This is a genomic window from Micromonospora sp. NPDC050187, assembly GCF_044459745.1.
GTDB lineage: Bacteria > Actinomycetota > Actinomycetes > Mycobacteriales > Micromonosporaceae > Micromonospora.
In genome coordinates this window covers 285,502-301,951 of record NZ_JBITJH010000003.1, presented here as the reverse complement: position 1 = coordinate 301,951, position 16,450 = coordinate 285,502, and the positions used below count along the sequence as shown (strand labels likewise).

The window sequence follows — 16,450 nt, the reverse complement described above, 5'->3', positions numbered from 1 at the left end:
CGTCGTACCCGTTGTGCACCGGTCGAGGTGCGTGAGGTGGTGATGGCATGGAATCCCTCCGGAGACGGACCCGCCGTGCCCCGAGATGTGGAGCACGGCGGGCCGGAGCGAACGAGAGAAGACGCGCGGTCAGTACGCGTTGGCAGAGACCGGGGTGAGCCGGTCGACCACCCGCGCCGCGATGGGCAGCGGTAGCCGGGTGGCGCGTTGGATGTCGACGGCGGTGACCGGGTCGACGGAGTCCGCGACGAGCTGCCGGATCTGGGCCTGCATGCCGGCCGGGATGCCCAGCCCATCCAGCTCGACAGCCGGAGCCGGGGTCTGCTGCGGGACGGCCGGGGTGACCGGGACGACCACGCGCTCGACGGGAGCCTGCGGGGCGGCCGGTGGCGGAACCACGGACGCGGAGACGGCGGGAGCTTCCACCGAGGCAGCGGGAGCCGGGGTCTCGACCAGGGCGGACGGGACCGGGTCGGCCGGGATCGGGCCGGCGGTGTCGGGCGCGTCGGCCTCAGGCTTGGTCAGGGTGATCGCTCGACGTGCCTGGGTGCAGCGTGCCTGCACAATCGGCATGACCTCGGCCAGGAAGAACACCAGGACCGGCACCATGATGTGCGCCGCCAGCATGCCCGCGCTGATCCCGCCCTCACGGGGCCACAGCGCCGGTACGACGTTCATGACGAGGGTGGAGCCGAGGAGGAACCGTTTCAGCCAGTCGACGGCCTTGGAGTCGATGTCGATGCTCCGGGCGATCATCGCGGCTTCCCAGCGGAGAACGGTGATGAGGATGCCGACGAGGCACGGTTCGACGCCCCAGCAGCCCCACCAGACCGGATCGGCCGGGGTGAGGTGCCCGGCGAGGAAGTCCTGCACGCCGGTGGTGGTGAACACCGACCCGACCGCGAGGAAGATCCACAGCGACCGGGTCACGGACACCCGCAGCCGTTCGATGTCGACGATGTCGAGGGCGGCATCCTGCTCCAGGTCGTGAAGCTGCCGGGCCACGTCAAGGCGCTTGCTCAGCTTGCGGACCGGTCGAGGCACCCGAGCCGGTTTGCTCTCCCGCTGCATGGTGGTCACCGCTTCCCCGCCGTGGCCAGCTCCGAGACCGGCCAGCCGGCGACCCGCACGAGGTCGGCAATGTCGGTGTCGTCGCAGTAGGCGGCCCGGACCCGCACCGGGGTACGGGACCGCTGCTTGACCACGAACCCGATGCCGGCCGTGCTCGGGTCGTTCGGGATCTCGTCCGCGAGGGCACCCCGGCGACGCATGTCCTCACCGAGGACCATGTCGACGTGTCCGGCCGATGTGGCGCGCAGGCACACCCGCAGGGAGAACAGGTCACGCTGCGGGATCACGTCCTTGGTGGGTTCCTGGAGCGCGCCGATCACGGTGCCGCCCAGCGCCCGAGCCTGCGACAGAATCAGCGGCAACGCCGCCTGGACGCCCTTGGTCAGGGACCGGTCCCCGTAGCCGGTCACCGCGCCCAGCTCGTCGACGACCAGGACGTCAAGCGGCGTCTCCCGCGACATGGTGAAGGTGCGCCGGCCCTGCTCGGCAAGAACCTTCTTGCGATCCTGCATCGTGGCCCAGAAACCCTGGACGACGTCCACGATGTCGCCGTCCGCTTCGGCGTACCGGTAGGACACTGGCGCAAGGGCGTTGAGTTCGGTGCCCTTGGGGTTGACCATGTGCACGCGCACCAGGCCGTCACGGATCAGCGGAGCGCACGCCCGCAACGCCATCCACGTCACCGAGTTCTTCCCCGAGCCGGTGGCCCCGCCGACCAACCAGTGTTGCCCGATCAGCGGCGCGTACCAGTCGGTGCCGTGCTCGGTCTCGCCCAGGTACACCCGCGCCAGGTCCACCGCCTCGGAGTCGGCCAGGAGTTCCGGCGGGATGATCGCTTCGGTAAACGGCTCGCTGCGCTGGACGACGAGCGCGATGACCTGGGGGCGGACCCGCTCGACGCCGACCCGCTCAGCCCGCAACGCCACGGCCAGGGCGTCGGCGGCTTCCTCCCACATCGTCGGGGTCTGCCCGAGCAGCAGCCGCACGTAGACGGTCTCGGTGGACGGGGAGTGCGAGCGGACCCGGATGATCCGGGGCACGTTGACCATCCCGGTCGTCCGGTGGACCGTGACCAGGTTGCACGCCTCCGTCACCCGGCTCCACCACGGGCCAAGGTAGGCCCGCGACAGCCACCGACGCCGCACCGCCCGCAACCTCGGGGCCGCCCACCGGGACCACGAATCCGGGTGACCCCGGTACCAGCCCACACCCGCCGCCACCGCACCCGCGACCACACCACCGGTCGCCGCCGGCCCGAACTCGATCATCGAGGCAGCCGCAGCGGCCGGAGTCGCCACGAACCCCGGGTGCCGAGCCGCCCAACCCGCCACACGCCATTCCCAACCCTGAACGCGCTTACCCATCTCCCGCACCTTCTCTCACCAGTCCGTATGCAATTTCGTCAAGTTTTTTCGGAAACATGGAGAGGCCCGGATCGGATCACCAACCCGGGCCTTCCCGCAGAACAGTTACGGTCAGCGGACCGTGTCGAGCATCTTCCGCGCGAGCGTCGTTGCCCGCTTCGCCTTCTCCGTCTCCTCCATCCACGGCGTCGCGTCTTCGAGGAGGATCAGCAGCACCGCCACCGCCCGCCGCAGTTCGTCGTAGTGCTTCATGTAGCGGTACCGCTCCGGCATTCCCTTCATCGACCGCCGCAGCAGCCGCATAGCCTGATCGACGCCGTCGTAGGTGTCACTGATCCGGTACGACATCAACTCACCTTCCACGGCTTGGCAATCAGATCCGCCTCGTACGTCTTCACCCGCAGGTGAAACGCCCGCAGCGTTTCCACGGCCTGCCGGTGCGCGTCCTCCAGGTCCTCGATCCGGGCCGAGAACTGATACAACGTCCCCGGCGGCGGCTCACACGCCTTGATCAGGCTGTTCACCCCATCCAGCAGCAGCGCCAGCCCCTGCACGTTGCCGACCAGCGCCTCATACCGCGCCCTGCCGGTCCACGACTTCACGACCTCCGGCACCAAATCCATCCCCTGCCCCTTTCCGGCTCGGGAACCCACACGATCGGTGGACACCACCCACCCCCGGAAACGTGTCCCGAGGGGCGGATAGAAACCACCGGTCGGCGATCACTCCCGACCGGTCAACCGCCACACCCGACGCCACCGACGCGTCTCCCGGCGAATCAAACCGACGTTGATGGAAACCGACAGCATCAGCAACCCGACAAGGATCAACTCGAAGTCCGACATGACAACCTCCTTTCGATTTTCGAATAGCGTTATTCAACCTTTTTCAGGCAAGGCTATATCCACTGTGGAATTCTCAATGAACGCGACGCCCGGAGATGAGAACAGCAAGGACCGCATCACCGAACGAAAGTGCCCCGACCCGACTCGAACGGGTCACCCACCAGACAGGGGCGGGGCGGCGAGGCTTCCCGCCTCAGCGCATGACCGGCTTGAGGCCCTGCGCCTTCCACGTCAAGCCGGACCGCCCGTCCCGCTCCCAGTGCGACACCGTGGCCCCCACCAGCTCCACCAGGTCGCCTTCCTCCACCTGCCCCGGGTCCGCCGAAAGCGTGATCCGCAGCTCCTCGCCCTTGCCCCGGTAGCCGTCCTCGGTCGCAAGAGGCTTCGCGAACACCGCCACCGTGTACAGCGGGTCACTCGTGCCGTAAGCCGTGATCACCTTGCCGTCCTGATCCGCCTTGATAGACGGCTCCTCCACCACGCGCAGCTTGAAGCCAGCCAGGTTCACCGGGATGATCCGCATCTCTGGGTCTCCTTTGATCTTGCTCGGTCTCGTCGCGCACACCGCGCATCCAACGGAGTTGTCCCGCCTGACTCGAAGTTCGCCAGCTTGTTGCACCTGGCTAGTCAAGCAAGGTCTCGAAGATAGCCCTACCTGGCTAGCCAAGTCAAGACCTCGGCGAGGAAGTTTCCCTACTTGGCTAGTCAGGGCTAGTGTGAACCCGTGAGCGAGAACCTTGACTTCCTCGGTGAGCTGGACCCTGACGACCCGAAGCAGGCGTCGCAACAGATCGCGAACAAGCTGCGGGCCGCCATCCTCACGCGCCGGCTCTCCCCCGGCGACAAGCTGCCGTCACAGCCCGACCTAGCAGCGCGCTACGGCGTCGCACGGGAAACCGTCAAGCGAGCCCTGGACCTGCTCCGGGCAGAGCGACTGATCGTTACCCGGCAGGGAAGCGGCGCGTTCGTCCGCGCTCAAACACAGCGGGCCGTCGAGCTTCGCCCCCACATCGAAGCCGCATTTGAACGACCTCACGTCAGCATCGACTTCGCCGGGTTCTCTGGGGAGACGCTGAGGGACGCGCTCGCTGAGGCGCTCGACAAGGTCCGGGTCGGGCGCCTCACGCCAGAGACGATCACCGTGCGCGTCCTGATCTCCGACATGACCGTGCCGATGGCATTGCCCGCACGAGCCGAGACCCAGGCCGACGATCCATCCGTACGCGAGCGGGCGGAGCGGATCACCCGCCGGGCAGCAGACGGCATCATCGACCATGTCACCGAGCTGGGCGACCTCGGCCTGATCCGGTCGACCACCGTCGAGGTACGGATGCACCGCGCGTCCCCGCTGTTCAAGCTCTACATCCTCAACGGCGAAGAGGTCTTCTACGGCTTTTACCCGGTCGTAGAGCGCACCGTCTCGATCAAGGGTGAGCCGATGGCGATCTACGACCTGATGGGCAAGGATGTGCCGCTGTTCCACTACGCGGTGACCGATGACGACGCCTCCCACGGCACGCAGTTCGTGGAAGCGTCCCGCCAGTGGTTCGACTCGGTGTGGTCGACCATCGCTTACCGGTACGACGCATGAACGCCGACCTTGGCCGGCTGCTCGACGAAGTCGGTGCCGTGCTGCTCGACTTCGATGGGCCGGTGTGCGGCGTCTTTGCGGGCTATCCAGCGCCAAGGGTCGCCGCGGAACTGGTCGAGGTGTTGTACCGGCGTGGCATCGAGGTCCCGCCGGATCTCGCCAGCGAACCGGACCCGCTTGAGGTACTACGCCGCACCGGAACCACTGGTGACCAGAAGGCCACACAGGCAGTAGAGGATGCGCTGTGCGCGGCTGAGCGCCAGGCCGTCGAGACCGCCGAACCGACGCCGTACGGCCGGGAAGTCATCGTGGCGGCCCGGCAGGCCGGCTTCCCCGTGGCGGTGGTCAGCAACAACTCTGCCGGTGCCGTGAGCGCCTACCTGGCAGCGCACCGCCTTGCCGTCCATGTCTCGCCGATTGTTGGCCGGGCCTACGCCGCCCCGGAGCGGATGAAGCCCAACCCGGAACCGATCCGGCAAGCTGCGCACGCGGTAGGCGAGCCGCCGGCCCGGTGCGTACTGATTGGCGACTCCCTCTCGGACATCGACGGGGCGCGGGCAGCCGGGGCGCGAGTGATTGGGTACGCCAACCGCCCGGTCAAGATCCAAAGGTTCCAGGAAGCCGGAGCAGACGTAGTGGTCACCACCATGCGAGAAATCGCCGATGTGTTAGTCAATCAATTGCGCGCTTGAGGCCAGGAGGAGGCTTTCCCAGTATTGACTTAGTTTCGACCTCGAAATCGATTGGGCTATCCCATCTATTCTTCGGCAGAGTCTCAAGAGAAGTTACCGCCCATTCTGTCGAGACCTCCTTGATGACAGTTGGCGACGCGCTAATGATTGCCACCTGCGCATGCTCGGCCGCCACCTGAAGCCGCTCGAGTGCAGCTACCTGCACCTCAGAATGATAGAAGTCGAAAAAGTCGTCCAGGAGAAGGAAGGTTGGCTCAACACGCGCGTGGTGCCGAGCGTGAAGGCAAGCCAACTCTAAGAGGATTAAGAAGCGGATCAGGCTGCTAATTCCACCGCGACCAGGGTACCTTTCGGTTCGCCCTTTGACGTCTAGAGTCCAATGCACCTCACCGTTCACACACTGAACCTCTTTAACCAAGCCGTCTTGAGAGGGAAAGAGTTCTAGGGTGGATATCATTGCCGATTTGCTGAGATCAAACATCTGGGCCAACGCGCGGATGCTCCCGACATTATCTCGGTGAGGCTCGCGGAGATATATGGTTTTATAAGGGCGCGCGACGTAGGGCACAGGCTGGCCGTCCAGAACGTGCGTCACTACGCCCGACCTGCCCTTTGTTGCCACATCGTGCGTCATGGGATCGAACCAGCGCACCCCCATGTCGACCTCTCGATCACGCGAAAGGTCTGCCACGTGATCTGGGTAGGCAACACTCGCAATAAGGCGCGCCAAGACGGACTTACCGCTTTCGTTGGGGCCGGTGAATATGTTCCGCATTCCTAGCTCGAACGTTCGGCCTTCCAGCGAGGCAACAGGGGAAGAGTTCACCGATAATGACTCGACAAGCCCAACGTGATGCAGCGCACCGCCGTTTACTTCTGCCGCCTTCCGCGCCTCATGCAGCCTCTTCCACGCCCTAAGCTGAATAGCTGAAAAAATCCGCCCGTCGTCGGAGTCAATGGACTTTCCGTGGCTGGCGCAGCACCAAATTCCATTCTCAGGTTCACTGCGCTCAACTTCCGACAATCCTCCCGTTCCGCGCGGACCGCCCGGCGATGCTGCATATATGTGTGCGGCGACCCCGGTATGAACTGTTTGCCTTAGACCCGCCCCCGGCCCGACAGTTAAGCGCCCGCAGTTCAGGACGGAGCACTGATACCCTGCTCTTTCCGCAATCAGCCTGCGGGTGGCTGCCGTGAACTCAGCTCGAGTGCCCACTTTCTCCCTCTCGACCCACCCTGACATCTCGGACCGACTTGAAGATCGGAACGTAGAACACCACATGCCCCCACCTCGGCATGGGGTCTATGGCGGACCGCGACGACCTCCGCAACGCCGCTTGAGAATCATGCCAGGCATCAGGCGAGAAGCGAGTGACGAGTATCGATTATGCCCTGAGACCGGACACTGTGGCCGGAGCGTAGCGTGTTCAGACTTTCTTTACTTGGTCAAGGGCGGGCCTGCGGCCCGCCGCCGGGGCGCGCGTGCGGCCTGGCGGCCGGTCGCGCCCCGGCACGCCTGGCGGACTAGAAGAAGCTGCTCGACTCAGCCAGGCCGGTCAGCGGGGTTCGTCGAGGGCAAGGCGGCCGGCAAGCGCGGGCGAGGCGATACTCCGGGTCAAAGCGCCTCCGGCGGGGGCCTCGGGCTCCGGGATGGCTAGGGGCCGTCGGGCTCTTGCGGTCCGTAGGTGGTTGAGGGCTGCCATCCCGGTGCGGCGCGAGGCACTTGGTCAGAGACTTGGCCGCACGCGAGGAGCGGAGCACGAGATCGACACCTTGGGTGGTAACGCAACTACCGGTCTTGATCCTCGTGACCCTTTCGCTGTGGTTTGCGCAGGTAGAGTCCGCCTTCGAATACACGAAGGTAGGCGGAGTACATCCGTCGTACAGCCATTACGAAAAGCAGAAACAAGTAAGCCCCGAGTCCCAGGGCTATCGCGGTTGGAAGTTCTGCCAACTTGTCGTCCGGATGATTCCGGGAGCCGGAAGCTACAACTAGGAAAGCGGCTTCGGTCGCGGCCGTCAATGATCCCATCATCAGATGGGCGGCGGTCTCACGAAAGTGCTTTCTCGTTGTAGTGCTAATGGGCTCGTCCCGATCTTCGAGTCGCTCCCGAAGTGTCGCCAACTGTGTAAAGGCGGCAAACAGTATTCCCGCCATGAGGGCGCTCGCGCCAGAGAGGGATGCGGGATCGGTCAGCCGCCAGTCGCGCCAGAGGGAGATGATTGCGACCACCACGGGGGCGGTGTATAGGAAAGCCCGGGCGGCGACGTCCGGCGGGTCTCCCTCATCTTCGGGCGATCCCTCTGGGCCCACTTGTCGCATTGACCGAATGTGGTCAAGAAATAGTGGGCCCAGGTTGAACCGATCTAGCAGACCTGTGCGCATACAGCACCTCCCAGCACCTCCACACTTTAGCTGGGGGGTACGACACCCTCGGATGCGGCGATGGTTGGGAAGATCTCGGCGATAGAGGCCGAGACTTGGGCGAACCATTTGTCGTCATCTAGCCGATAGTCGGCAATATCGTAGATCCACTCGCCCACGTCTCTCGACGGGCGCAAGGTGCGCTTCCTGTCGTTGGGCCCGTCGATGCGGAGAAGGCTGTCGTCGAAATCGAGTGGGATGGTTACACCAACGGCTGTTGTCGTAAGCTCCTTTGCAAGCGCTCGTCGGGCATCCTGGTTCGTGAGCCGCTTCCATTGGACATTGGCCCACTGAAGCGCCTTCTCTCGCATCTTCTCCTGAAGCTTCGACGCACCACTGATTTTCACGACCATTTTCACTCGGTCGGTTAATACATCGCCGTCTCGGGCGGTTCCGTGAGAGGTAACTTCTAGCTCACGGACTACGCCATTGCGAATGAAGTGAGCTACGGCAGCTTTATCCGCAACGCCTGCCTCCACAAAAAGGCGATGCGTGGTGCTATGGATATACTTAAGGCTTGCGAGGATTCTCCTGTAAGGACAGGCACGACCTCGGGCTTCGACGGCTAGGATTCCGGCCGTGCCCTTTCTGGGAAACCAGAGGATGGCGCGGTAGGGGTTCGAGAGTGCCCGGCCCTCCACGTCCTGGTCGTCATCTTCCCCTTCCGGGTCAATAAGCGTCCCGCCTTCGCCGAATGGGCCGTGGAAGAAGTCAAGGCGAAGCTCAAGCTCTTTTCGGTCGATCGCAGTGAATCGAACCACCGATCCAGTGGGTGGCGCAGACGAGCCGTTTTCGAGAATCTTTGGAGGGTCTTCGAGCTTTAGCGTTTCGTCTATATTGTCGCTGATGTCCTGGTGCAAGATGTCGACAAAATGCTTATTGGCGATGTTGCCGAAATCCAAGTTCTTTCGGCCCATACCATCCCTGGCTCGCACCAAGAAGAGTCGGTAGCCGTAATGACCCATCTTCCAGTCCTCTCCTATAGTGGAAGCGGGAACGCCCAAAGTAGACTATCTGCGCCTAACTGTAAACGATCGGCCTGTCGCTGTACAAAATCCGACTGTCGGCCCCGGGGGAGTGGCCGGCGGCTGCGACAGCAACGGTGACAGCAACCAGGCCAACCAGAGGGCTCAAGCCGGACGGCGACGGATCAAGGCCCGAGGTCGCGAACATGTACAGACGCCGACGGAGGAAGCGCGCAGAGCTTACAAGCGAGGGGTTACAGGTTCGAAACCTGCGCCGCCCGAGAACGGTTGCTCGCAGTCACCAATCAGCCCTCGAAGCGCCCAAGATCAGGCCGTCTCCAGGCCGTCAGGCCGTCGCCAGGCCGTCAGATGCTGACCAATATCGACCAACAACGACCATCGACAGCCAAACATAAGACCAGCTCAGAGCCTTGGTCGAGGCTCTGAGCTGGTGGGCGACGGACGAGTCGACCTGTACGCCGGATTCTGTGCGCGACGCGTACCCCGTCACCGGGTTCCGCATCGGCGGCGGCCATCCATCTCGGCCTACCGTCGCCGGCAGGCTCTTGCGGCCTACCCGCAGACTCGGGCGGGCCGCCCTCAAGCGTCTGCGCAGGCCACCGTCCTCGCGGTCGGCGGCCCTCTTGGCCTTGCTCCGGGTGGGGTTTACCGAGCCATCCCGGTCACCCGGGATGCTGGTGGGCTCTTACCCCACCGTTTCACCCTTACCGCGCCGCGTGGGCGCGGCGGTCTGTTTTCTGTGGCACTGTCCCGCGGGTCGCCCCGGGTTGCCGTTAACAACCACCCTGCCCTGTGGAGTCCGGACGTTCCTCGGCGGTAGGCACTCGGCCCACCGACGCGACCGCCCGGTCGACTCGTCCGTCGCGCTCCCATCCTAACGATCCCCCGGGCGCGGATATTGCCGGCCCGCTCGGTGCGGGAAGCGGTCGGGCCGGCCGGACGGTGAACGACTCCGGCCGCCAGGCCAACACCGACGGCACGGTGGGGTCGTGCAGGCGCAGGTAGAACAGGCCGGTGCCGGCCTGGCCCACCATGAGGGCCGGGGTGGTTCCCGTACGGATCCCGCAGGGCCAGCGGCCCTGGTCGGCGTACGCGCTCGCGCCCTCCTCGGCGACGCGGACCGCGAGCGCGCGGTCCGCGTCCCCGGTGCCGTTGTCGTCGTCCCCGGCACACAGCAGCACCTCGGCGTTGCCGGCGAGTCCGTGGCACAGGCTGTAGTTGCCTCTCCCGGCTGCCAGGCTGGCTGCCACCGTGGCACGCGTGGTGGCCGTTCCGTGCGCGATGTCCCGACGATACGTCCGCCTGCCGTCGATCTGGTCGGCGCGTAGGCGGGAGAGGGTGATGCCGGGTGCTCCGTGGCACCAGGCCGTGGCGTAGGAGAACGGGTGGCGTCGGCCCCGGCGTCCGCCGCCCCGCAGGTCCGGCCAGTTGCGCTGGCCGGCGTCGAACAGGTGGGACTCGTACGCGAAAGCCTGTTCGGCCCCGTGGCGGTAGCGGGGGTCGCCGCTCGCCCGGAACATCTCGAACAGGGCGGAGCCGATGCCGGCGGCCCCGTGTGACAGGCCGGTCAGCGGGGCGGTGGAGGTGCGGCGCAGCGGCGGCCAGGACCACCACCGGTCCCGGCGGTCGGCCTGCACCAGAAGATCGTCGGCCAGTTCGGCCGCCCGGTCGACGGGCCCGGCGTCGGCCAGCAGTTCGCCCAGGGTCAACAGCGCCACGATGGTGCCCGCCTGTCCGGACAGCAGGTCGAATCCGTCGTCGCGGTCCCCGTCGTCCGGCGCTCCCGGCCTGGCCAGGGCCGCGGCCTGCTCGAGCAACGAGGCGTGGTCGAGGCGCACGCCGAGCCGGGCGGCTGCGACCGCCACTCCCAGCCGTCCGGTGTGGAGCCCGGCGCCACAGTCTGCGGGCGGATCCCCCGTGAGGAGCCGGCGGACCGCCTGCTCCATCGCGCCGAGCGCGGTCCGGCGCACGGCTTCGTCACCGGTCACCGCGCCGAGTTCACCGAGGAACAGTCCGACCCCACCCGTGCCGCCGTAGAGGTCCGGTCCGAGGGCGGCGAGCGATGCCGACGCGCGGTCCGGGTCGCCGTCGTGCAACCGGGCACCCACCCAGTTGCAGCGGTTCCCGGACCAGATGGCCGTGTCGACGATGTGTCGCCCGATCCGGTGGGCGACATCGAGATGCCCGGTGCTCACGGGCTTCCCGCCCCGACCGTCGAGCCGGCCTCCCACGACGGGTAGTCGTCGGTCGAGCCGGGGTCGAGGTACGGGCGGTCGACGTGGATCCCGGCGGCGCGGAAGCAGTCGGCGACCACGGCCACGCGGTCCGCGACCGTCCACGCGCCGTGCTCGTACGCCCGGAGGACACCTTCGGCGAGCAGTCCGCACCGGTGCAGTCCGAAGCTGCCGCCGTCCTGCGGATCCTCGGCCAGCGCCAGGCCGGGGGCCAGGCGTCGGGTGAACGAGGGTGTGTACGGGTCCAGGGTGTCGCGCAGCTCCCCGTGCAGCTCCGTCAGCATGCCGGCGACCGCTCGGTACCGTCGCCTGGGGAGGTAGAGGACGCCTGCGTCGCAGCGGTGGTAGAGCGCCGGGTCGCTCGCCACCTTCAGGCGGAACGGGACGCCCGCCCGGTTGAGTCGGGCCGTCGCGGCGGCCAGCAGGCGTGGCCCGCCGTCGGGGCGGAGGTTCCAGTACAGCCGTAGGACCGGCTCCTCGGTGGCCGGGGCGAGACCGAGGTCGCCGAGGGCGACGTAGAACCCCGTCGACCAGGAGGCCAGTTCCCGGGGCATACGGATCGCGACGGGCCCGCCGGGGGTCGGGCGACCGCCGGAGGGCGGGCAGACCTCGCCGGGCGCGAGCCAGAGGCGCAGACCGTCGCGTTCCACCACGACGCGGTCGTGCTCCACCGCGTACACCTGCCATCCGGGTTCCCGGGCGCCGGTGCCGGAGTTGGCGGCGGCGAGGGCGGTCCGGAACGACGCCGTCGCCGCGCAGGGGCGTGCGCCGTACATGTGCTCGTCGACCGGTGCCGGCCCGCCGCTGGTGTAGAAGTCCTGGTAGAGCCGCGTCTGCAGGGCCCGTACCAGGTGTGCCCGTACCACGCCGGCGGCCAGCAGCCGCGCCGCGGCGGTCGGCAGGACCACCTGGCGGTGTCCCAGCCAGGAGTACGACGTGGGCGAGTGCACGCGCACCGCGGCCAGCACGGACGCGAGTTGGTGGTGGTACGCGCTCACGCCGTGCTCCGGGCCGGTCGGGGTAGGGCGGACAGCGGCAGGCCGAGCAGGTGGACCGCTGCCTCGGCGGGACATTCGAGCATGTTGAGGACCACCTGGAGGTGCAGCACGAGGTCGCCGGTCAGGGCGACGCGGTTGTCGGCGGTTTCGAGGACCGTCTGCAGGAGCCGGGCGGCAGCGAAGCGCACCGTCCCGGGCAGCATCCGCCCGGCGACGTCGGGATCCGGGTCGAGGGTGCGGACGTAGCTGTTCCAGCAGGCCCGCACGGCGGCCTGGACCTGCTCCAGGAGACGACGCTCCGGGGTCGGGTTCCGGGCCGGGGCGACGGTGCCGGTGACGGGGAGCGCAGCGAGCCAGAGACCCAGGTAGTTCCCCAGCGCCGATCCGATGTCCCACCGGGGGTCCCCCCGGCCGGCGAGTTCCCAGTCGACGAGGCGCAGCCGGGGACGTCGGGCGTCCACCATCAGGTTCGTCCAGCGCACGTCGCCGTGCACGAGGGCGCTGGGCGTCCAGTCGCGGCCGACCTCGTCGAGTAGCTGCGCGAAGCCGGAGGTCTGCTGGACGATCCGGACCAGACGCAGGGTCGAGCCGGCCGCCGCGCAGAAGAAAGCCAGGTCCGGACGGTGCAGGCGCAGAGCCGGCGGGCGCGCAGCGGGTGTCGCGAGTTCGTCGGCCTTCGAGGTGGGGGTGGCGTGCAGCGCGGCGAGTACCGCGCCGATCTCGGCGGCGACCCGGACCGACGGCCGGCGACGACGAGGGCTGCCCAGGTCCACGGCGTCACGCAGGTGCTCGAGCACCAGGACCCGTGCCCCGGTGTCGTAGCCGTGGCACCGGGGCACGCGGACGCGCATCCGCCGGTCGCCGGAGAGGATCCGGTACACCTCGGCCTCGTGCGCGCAGCCGGTCGTCCTCGGGTCGCGGTCCTGCTTGAGCAGGTAGCCCGTGCCCGAGCGGCACTCCACGGCGAAGGTCCGGTTGCGGCTGGAGAGGTCCCGTACGACCAGGTCGCCGTCCACGAGCGTCCGTGGTGCCACGAGACCACGGGCGATCAGGTACCCGGGCACCTCCTCGGCCGTCAGCATCGTTCCCCGACAGCTCCCGTCCGGCGTCCGCTTCGGCAGGTGGGACACACCGGCGCTACCGCAGCGTGCCCCCGCCGCCGCCACCACACGTCATCCAGGTGTGGCACGGGCCGGCCGGGGTGATGGTCGCCGGCAGGGAGCCGCGGACGACCTGCGGCCCGGTCATCGAGGCGTACGGTGCCAGCTCGGCCGCCGCCAGGTGGTCCCCGACGATCGCGCCCTGGAGGAACTCGGTCGCGACGTTCTTCGGCACCACCCGGGTCTGCTGGAGCGAGAGGTCCCTCGGTACCCACACCAACGTCGTCTGCTCGTCCGGCAACCGGCAGGTGTGCAGGATCTCGTCCTCCGGTATGACGACGTAGTGGTCCAGTGCCGGGGTGAGGTACAGCCGCCATTCCCGGGCTGAGGTGGATCTTCCGAGATGCCCCCGGAGGACCACCGTCTGCGGCGGCCCTGCGGCCGGGTCAGGCACCAATGCCTCGACGATCGGATCCTGCTCCAGCTCTGTCTGCCGCGTCCTCGCCATGACCGCACCCTCCCAGACGCCTCACACTCGACCATGCTATATCGCCTAAATCGGGACATACCTTCGCCATGTGTTCTATCACCCACCCACGCACCTTCGACCGGATCCGGGGATTTCCGCCCGACGCTCGCAGCGGCTCCCGGGCGGGTCAGCGGGGAACGCCACGGTCGACGGCCCGGAGCAGGGGCGCCCCGTCGACCTCGCGCCAGGGACGGTAGTGCGCGTCGAGGATCCGCCCGACCTGACCGGAGGGGTCGACCCGCGCCGGTTCGTGGTTGAGCACCACCACCCGGGGCCGGTCCGCGCCGTCGAGCATGGCCCGGAGCCGGGGCAGCGCGTCGGGGATCTTCTCGATCGGCTTGCCCCACAGATACGGGTAGTCGGTGCGCCGGTCGGCGAGGAAGTAGATGTCCGCCTGGGAGACCAGGACGAAGATCCGGTCGTCGGGGCGGGTGCCGGCGCGGACGGCCGCCGCGATCCGGGCGTCGCGCCGGGCCGCCTCGGCGTACGGGACGGCACGGTGGCGTTGCGCGGGTGTGGCCGGGACGAGCGCCACAAGCCAGACCACCTGCGGCAGCAGGACCGCGCCGAAGGCGGCGGTACGCAGGGCGGGTCGGTGGGTGCCGACGGCGGTGACCGCGACGGCGGCGAGCACGGTCAGCGGGGGCAGGAGCTGGGCCCAGTAGTGCGGCCAGTACGAGCCGCCCAGGTTGACCCCGACGAGGCCACCGGCGAGCCAGGCGGCCAGGGTCGCGGTGACGGGCCGGTGCCGGCGTACCGACCAGGCCCCGGCGATGGCGGCGACCGTGAGGGCGACGAGTTCCGGGGCGACCGTGCCGAGGCTGCCCAGCAGGGCCGAGACGCGGTCGTCGGCGCCGGTGGTGGTGCCGCCGAGCGCCGCGAGCTGGTAGCCGACGAGGGCGTGCCAGTACCGGGACCAGCCGAGGGTGGTGGCGTGCAGGGCGCAGAGCCCGAGCGGGACGGCGACCCCGGCCAGCAGCAGGGCGTAGCCGCGCAGGTGGCGGCCGGGGGTGACGGCGAGAACGGCCAGCGCGGCGGTGAGGCCGTCGAGCCCGGAGGGTTTCATGGTGACCGCTCCCCCGGCGGCGATGCCGGCGACGACCAGCCAGGCCGGGGTGTGGTACCGCCGCCAGAGCAGGGCTGCGGTGACCGCGAGGGCGGCCGGGACGCTGGCGAGCAGTTCGCCGATGAGGGTGAAGCCCTCGATCCTGGGCGCCACGCCCACGACCGCGTAGAGCGCCGCCGCGACGGTGCCGACCCGCCGGCCGGCGAGTAGCCAGCCGGTCAGGCCGACCAGCACGGTGATCGTCGCGCCGGCGGCCATCGCGCCGACCCGGACCGCACCGCCGTCGGGGTCGAGGCCGAGCAGCAGCCGGTACGTCAGCAGCAGCCCCTGGGGCCGGTCGAGCCACGCCTCGCGGTACAGCGGCACGCCGCGCGCCCATTCCCGGGCGACGTGGGCGTACCCGCCCTCGTCCATGGAGAGGCCGGTGCGGACGAAGGGCAGCCGGAGCAGGGCGGCGAGGACGGCGCAGGCCAGGATGGCACCGGCGGCACGGCGGGTCTCCCGTGGTCGGGGCTGGGCCATGTGCGGCTCTTCCCGTTTCCCGGGCGCGCAAGCGTGCCGGCCGGAGCGGGGCCACGCTGCCCGGGACGGGCAAAGGCACCGGGGCGGGGCGGCGCAGCCGGACGGCACAGCCGGGGCGGGTGGCGGGTGCGGTGTGGGTGGGTGTGCGTCCGGGCGCCGGCCTGGGTAGCCTCGGGTCGCCATGGATCTCCCCGACGCCGCCCTGCTGCTCGTCGCTGGTCTCGCCGCGGGCACGGTGAACGCGGTGGCCGGCGGGGGTTCCCTGATCACCTTTCCCGCGTTGATCGCGGTGGGGCTGCCGCCGGTGGCGGCGAACGTGAGCAACTCGGTGGCCGTGTGCCCCGGCTACCTGGCGAGCGTGGCGGGGAGTTGGCGGGACCTGCCGCCCCGGCGGACGGTGCTGGCGCTGCTGCCGACCGCCCTGGTCGGTACGACGATCGGGGCGCTGCTGCTGCTGAACACGCCGGCCCGGGCGTTCGAGCTGGTCGTACCGTTCCTGGTGCTGGGGGCGACGGCGGTGCTGGCGTTTCAGGATCCGCTGCGCCGGCTGGTCGGTCATCCACGCGACCTGGGTGCGCGCCGTCGGGTGGTCACGCTCCAGGCGATGGTCCTGCTCGGCACCGTGTACGGGGGTTACTTCGGGGCCGCGCTCGGCGTGATGCTGATCGCCGGGCTGGCCCTGGTGCTGGACGAGACCCTGGCCCGGGTGTCGGCGTTGAAGAACCTGCTCTCGGCGGTGGTCGGGCTGACCACGGTGGGGATCTTCGCCGCCTTCGGGCCGTTGAACTGGGCCGCCGTGGCGGTGGTCGCCCCGGCGACGCTGGTGGGCGGGTACGTGGGCGCACGGCTGGTTCGCCGGTTGCCGCCGGTGGTGCTGAAGTCCCTGATCGTGGTCTTCGGCACGGTGATCGGCGGCTACCTGTTGCACCGCGCGCTGCGCTGAGCCGACCCGCACCGGACGGGGTGACCACGTACGCCCCGCCGTGCAGCCGGTCGACCGCGTCGGCCTACCCGTCCTCGGTGTCCG

General features: G+C 68.5%; 16 protein-coding genes, 1 other RNA gene and 1 pseudogene. 3 read left to right on the top strand and 15 right to left on the bottom strand.

Annotated elements, in window-relative coordinates:
* Positions 1-129: 129 nt before the first annotated feature.
* The 6 genes from ACIBJE_RS07175 to ACIBJE_RS07150 all read right to left on the bottom strand — a co-directional run bounded on the left by ACIBJE_RS07175 (position 130) and on the right by ACIBJE_RS07150 (position 3,803).
* A complete protein-coding gene (locus ACIBJE_RS07175; protein ID WP_396744563.1) occupies positions 130-1,071 on the bottom strand; it encodes a hypothetical protein in 942 nt (313 codons plus the stop codon).
* A 5-nt stretch (positions 1,072-1,076) separates the two neighbouring features.
* Positions 1,077-2,165, bottom strand: a complete 1,089-nt coding sequence (locus ACIBJE_RS07170) for a cell division protein FtsK (RefSeq protein WP_396744560.1) — start codon at positions 2,163-2,165, stop codon at positions 1,077-1,079.
* Positions 2,166-2,546: 381 nt separating this feature from the next.
* Complete coding sequence (locus ACIBJE_RS07165) at positions 2,547-2,783, bottom strand: hypothetical protein (RefSeq protein ID WP_121400392.1); 237 nt, start codon at positions 2,781-2,783, stop codon at positions 2,547-2,549.
* Positions 2,783-3,058, bottom strand: a complete 276-nt coding sequence (locus ACIBJE_RS07160; RefSeq protein ID WP_396744557.1) for a hypothetical protein — start codon at positions 3,056-3,058, stop codon at positions 2,783-2,785. The genes ACIBJE_RS07165 and ACIBJE_RS07160 overlap by 1 nt, the downstream gene beginning before the upstream one ends.
* A gap of 99 nt (positions 3,059-3,157) precedes the next feature.
* Positions 3,158-3,280 (bottom strand): hypothetical protein, encoded by a 123-nt coding sequence (locus ACIBJE_RS07155; protein WP_396744202.1) that lies wholly within the window; start codon positions 3,278-3,280, stop codon positions 3,158-3,160.
* Positions 3,281-3,473: 193 nt separating this feature from the next.
* A complete protein-coding gene (locus tag ACIBJE_RS07150; RefSeq protein WP_396744200.1) occupies positions 3,474-3,803 on the bottom strand; it encodes a hypothetical protein in 330 nt (109 codons plus the stop codon).
* Positions 3,804-4,004: 201 nt separating this feature from the next.
* Here ACIBJE_RS07150 and ACIBJE_RS07145 point away from each other — a divergent pair, with 201 nt between their 5' ends.
* Both ACIBJE_RS07145 and ACIBJE_RS07140 read left to right on the top strand, forming a co-directional pair.
* Positions 4,005-4,871, top strand: a complete 867-nt coding sequence (locus tag ACIBJE_RS07145; RefSeq protein WP_396744198.1) for a GntR family transcriptional regulator — start codon at positions 4,005-4,007, stop codon at positions 4,869-4,871.
* Positions 4,868-5,563, top strand: coding sequence for an HAD family hydrolase (locus ACIBJE_RS07140; RefSeq protein ID WP_396744196.1), 696 nt, complete (start codon positions 4,868-4,870; stop codon positions 5,561-5,563). The genes ACIBJE_RS07145 and ACIBJE_RS07140 overlap by 4 nt, the downstream gene beginning before the upstream one ends.
* On the opposite strand, the gene ACIBJE_RS07135 is transcribed toward ACIBJE_RS07140, so the two are convergent.
* From ACIBJE_RS07135 to ACIBJE_RS07095, 9 genes and pseudogenes are all read right to left on the bottom strand, one after another.
* On the bottom strand, positions 5,544-6,587 hold the full coding sequence (locus tag ACIBJE_RS07135) for a hypothetical protein (protein WP_396744193.1): 1,044 nt from the start codon (positions 6,585-6,587) through the stop codon (positions 5,544-5,546). The two genes, ACIBJE_RS07140 and ACIBJE_RS07135, sit on opposite strands and share 20 nt — an antisense overlap.
* 765 nt (positions 6,588-7,352) lie before the next feature.
* The gene (locus tag ACIBJE_RS07130) at positions 7,353-7,886 is read right to left on the bottom strand and encodes a hypothetical protein (protein WP_396744190.1); all 534 of its coding nucleotides are present in this window, start codon (positions 7,884-7,886) and stop codon (positions 7,353-7,355) included.
* An 89-nt stretch (positions 7,887-7,975) separates the two neighbouring features.
* Entirely contained in the window at positions 7,976-8,953 is a 978-nt protein-coding gene (locus ACIBJE_RS07125) for a hypothetical protein (RefSeq protein ID WP_396744187.1), read from the bottom strand.
* 459 nt (positions 8,954-9,412) lie between these two features.
* An RNA gene (gene rnpB / locus ACIBJE_RS07120) (RNase P RNA component class A) lies at positions 9,413-9,831 on the bottom strand.
* A 126-nt stretch (positions 9,832-9,957) separates the two neighbouring features.
* Positions 9,958-11,082 (bottom strand): annotated as a pseudogene (locus tag ACIBJE_RS07115) (lanthionine synthetase LanC family protein); the annotation flags it as partial.
* 83 nt (positions 11,083-11,165) lie between these two features.
* Complete coding sequence (locus ACIBJE_RS07110) at positions 11,166-12,206, bottom strand: T3SS effector HopA1 family protein (protein WP_396744184.1); 1,041 nt, start codon at positions 12,204-12,206, stop codon at positions 11,166-11,168.
* Positions 12,203-13,288, bottom strand: a complete 1,086-nt coding sequence (locus ACIBJE_RS07105; RefSeq protein WP_396744181.1) for a phosphotransferase family protein — start codon at positions 13,286-13,288, stop codon at positions 12,203-12,205. The genes ACIBJE_RS07110 and ACIBJE_RS07105 overlap by 4 nt, the downstream gene beginning before the upstream one ends.
* A 55-nt stretch (positions 13,289-13,343) precedes the next feature.
* Positions 13,344-13,814 (bottom strand): hypothetical protein, encoded by a 471-nt coding sequence (locus ACIBJE_RS07100; protein WP_396744178.1) that lies wholly within the window; start codon positions 13,812-13,814, stop codon positions 13,344-13,346.
* Between the two features lie 148 nt (positions 13,815-13,962).
* Positions 13,963-15,423 (bottom strand): hypothetical protein, encoded by a 1,461-nt coding sequence (locus ACIBJE_RS07095; protein ID WP_396744175.1) that lies wholly within the window; start codon positions 15,421-15,423, stop codon positions 13,963-13,965.
* Between the two features lie 181 nt (positions 15,424-15,604).
* Between ACIBJE_RS07095 and ACIBJE_RS07090 the strand changes: the two genes are divergently transcribed.
* Complete coding sequence (locus ACIBJE_RS07090) at positions 15,605-16,366, top strand: sulfite exporter TauE/SafE family protein (RefSeq protein ID WP_396744172.1); 762 nt, start codon at positions 15,605-15,607, stop codon at positions 16,364-16,366.
* Positions 16,367-16,450: the final 84 nt, after the last annotated feature.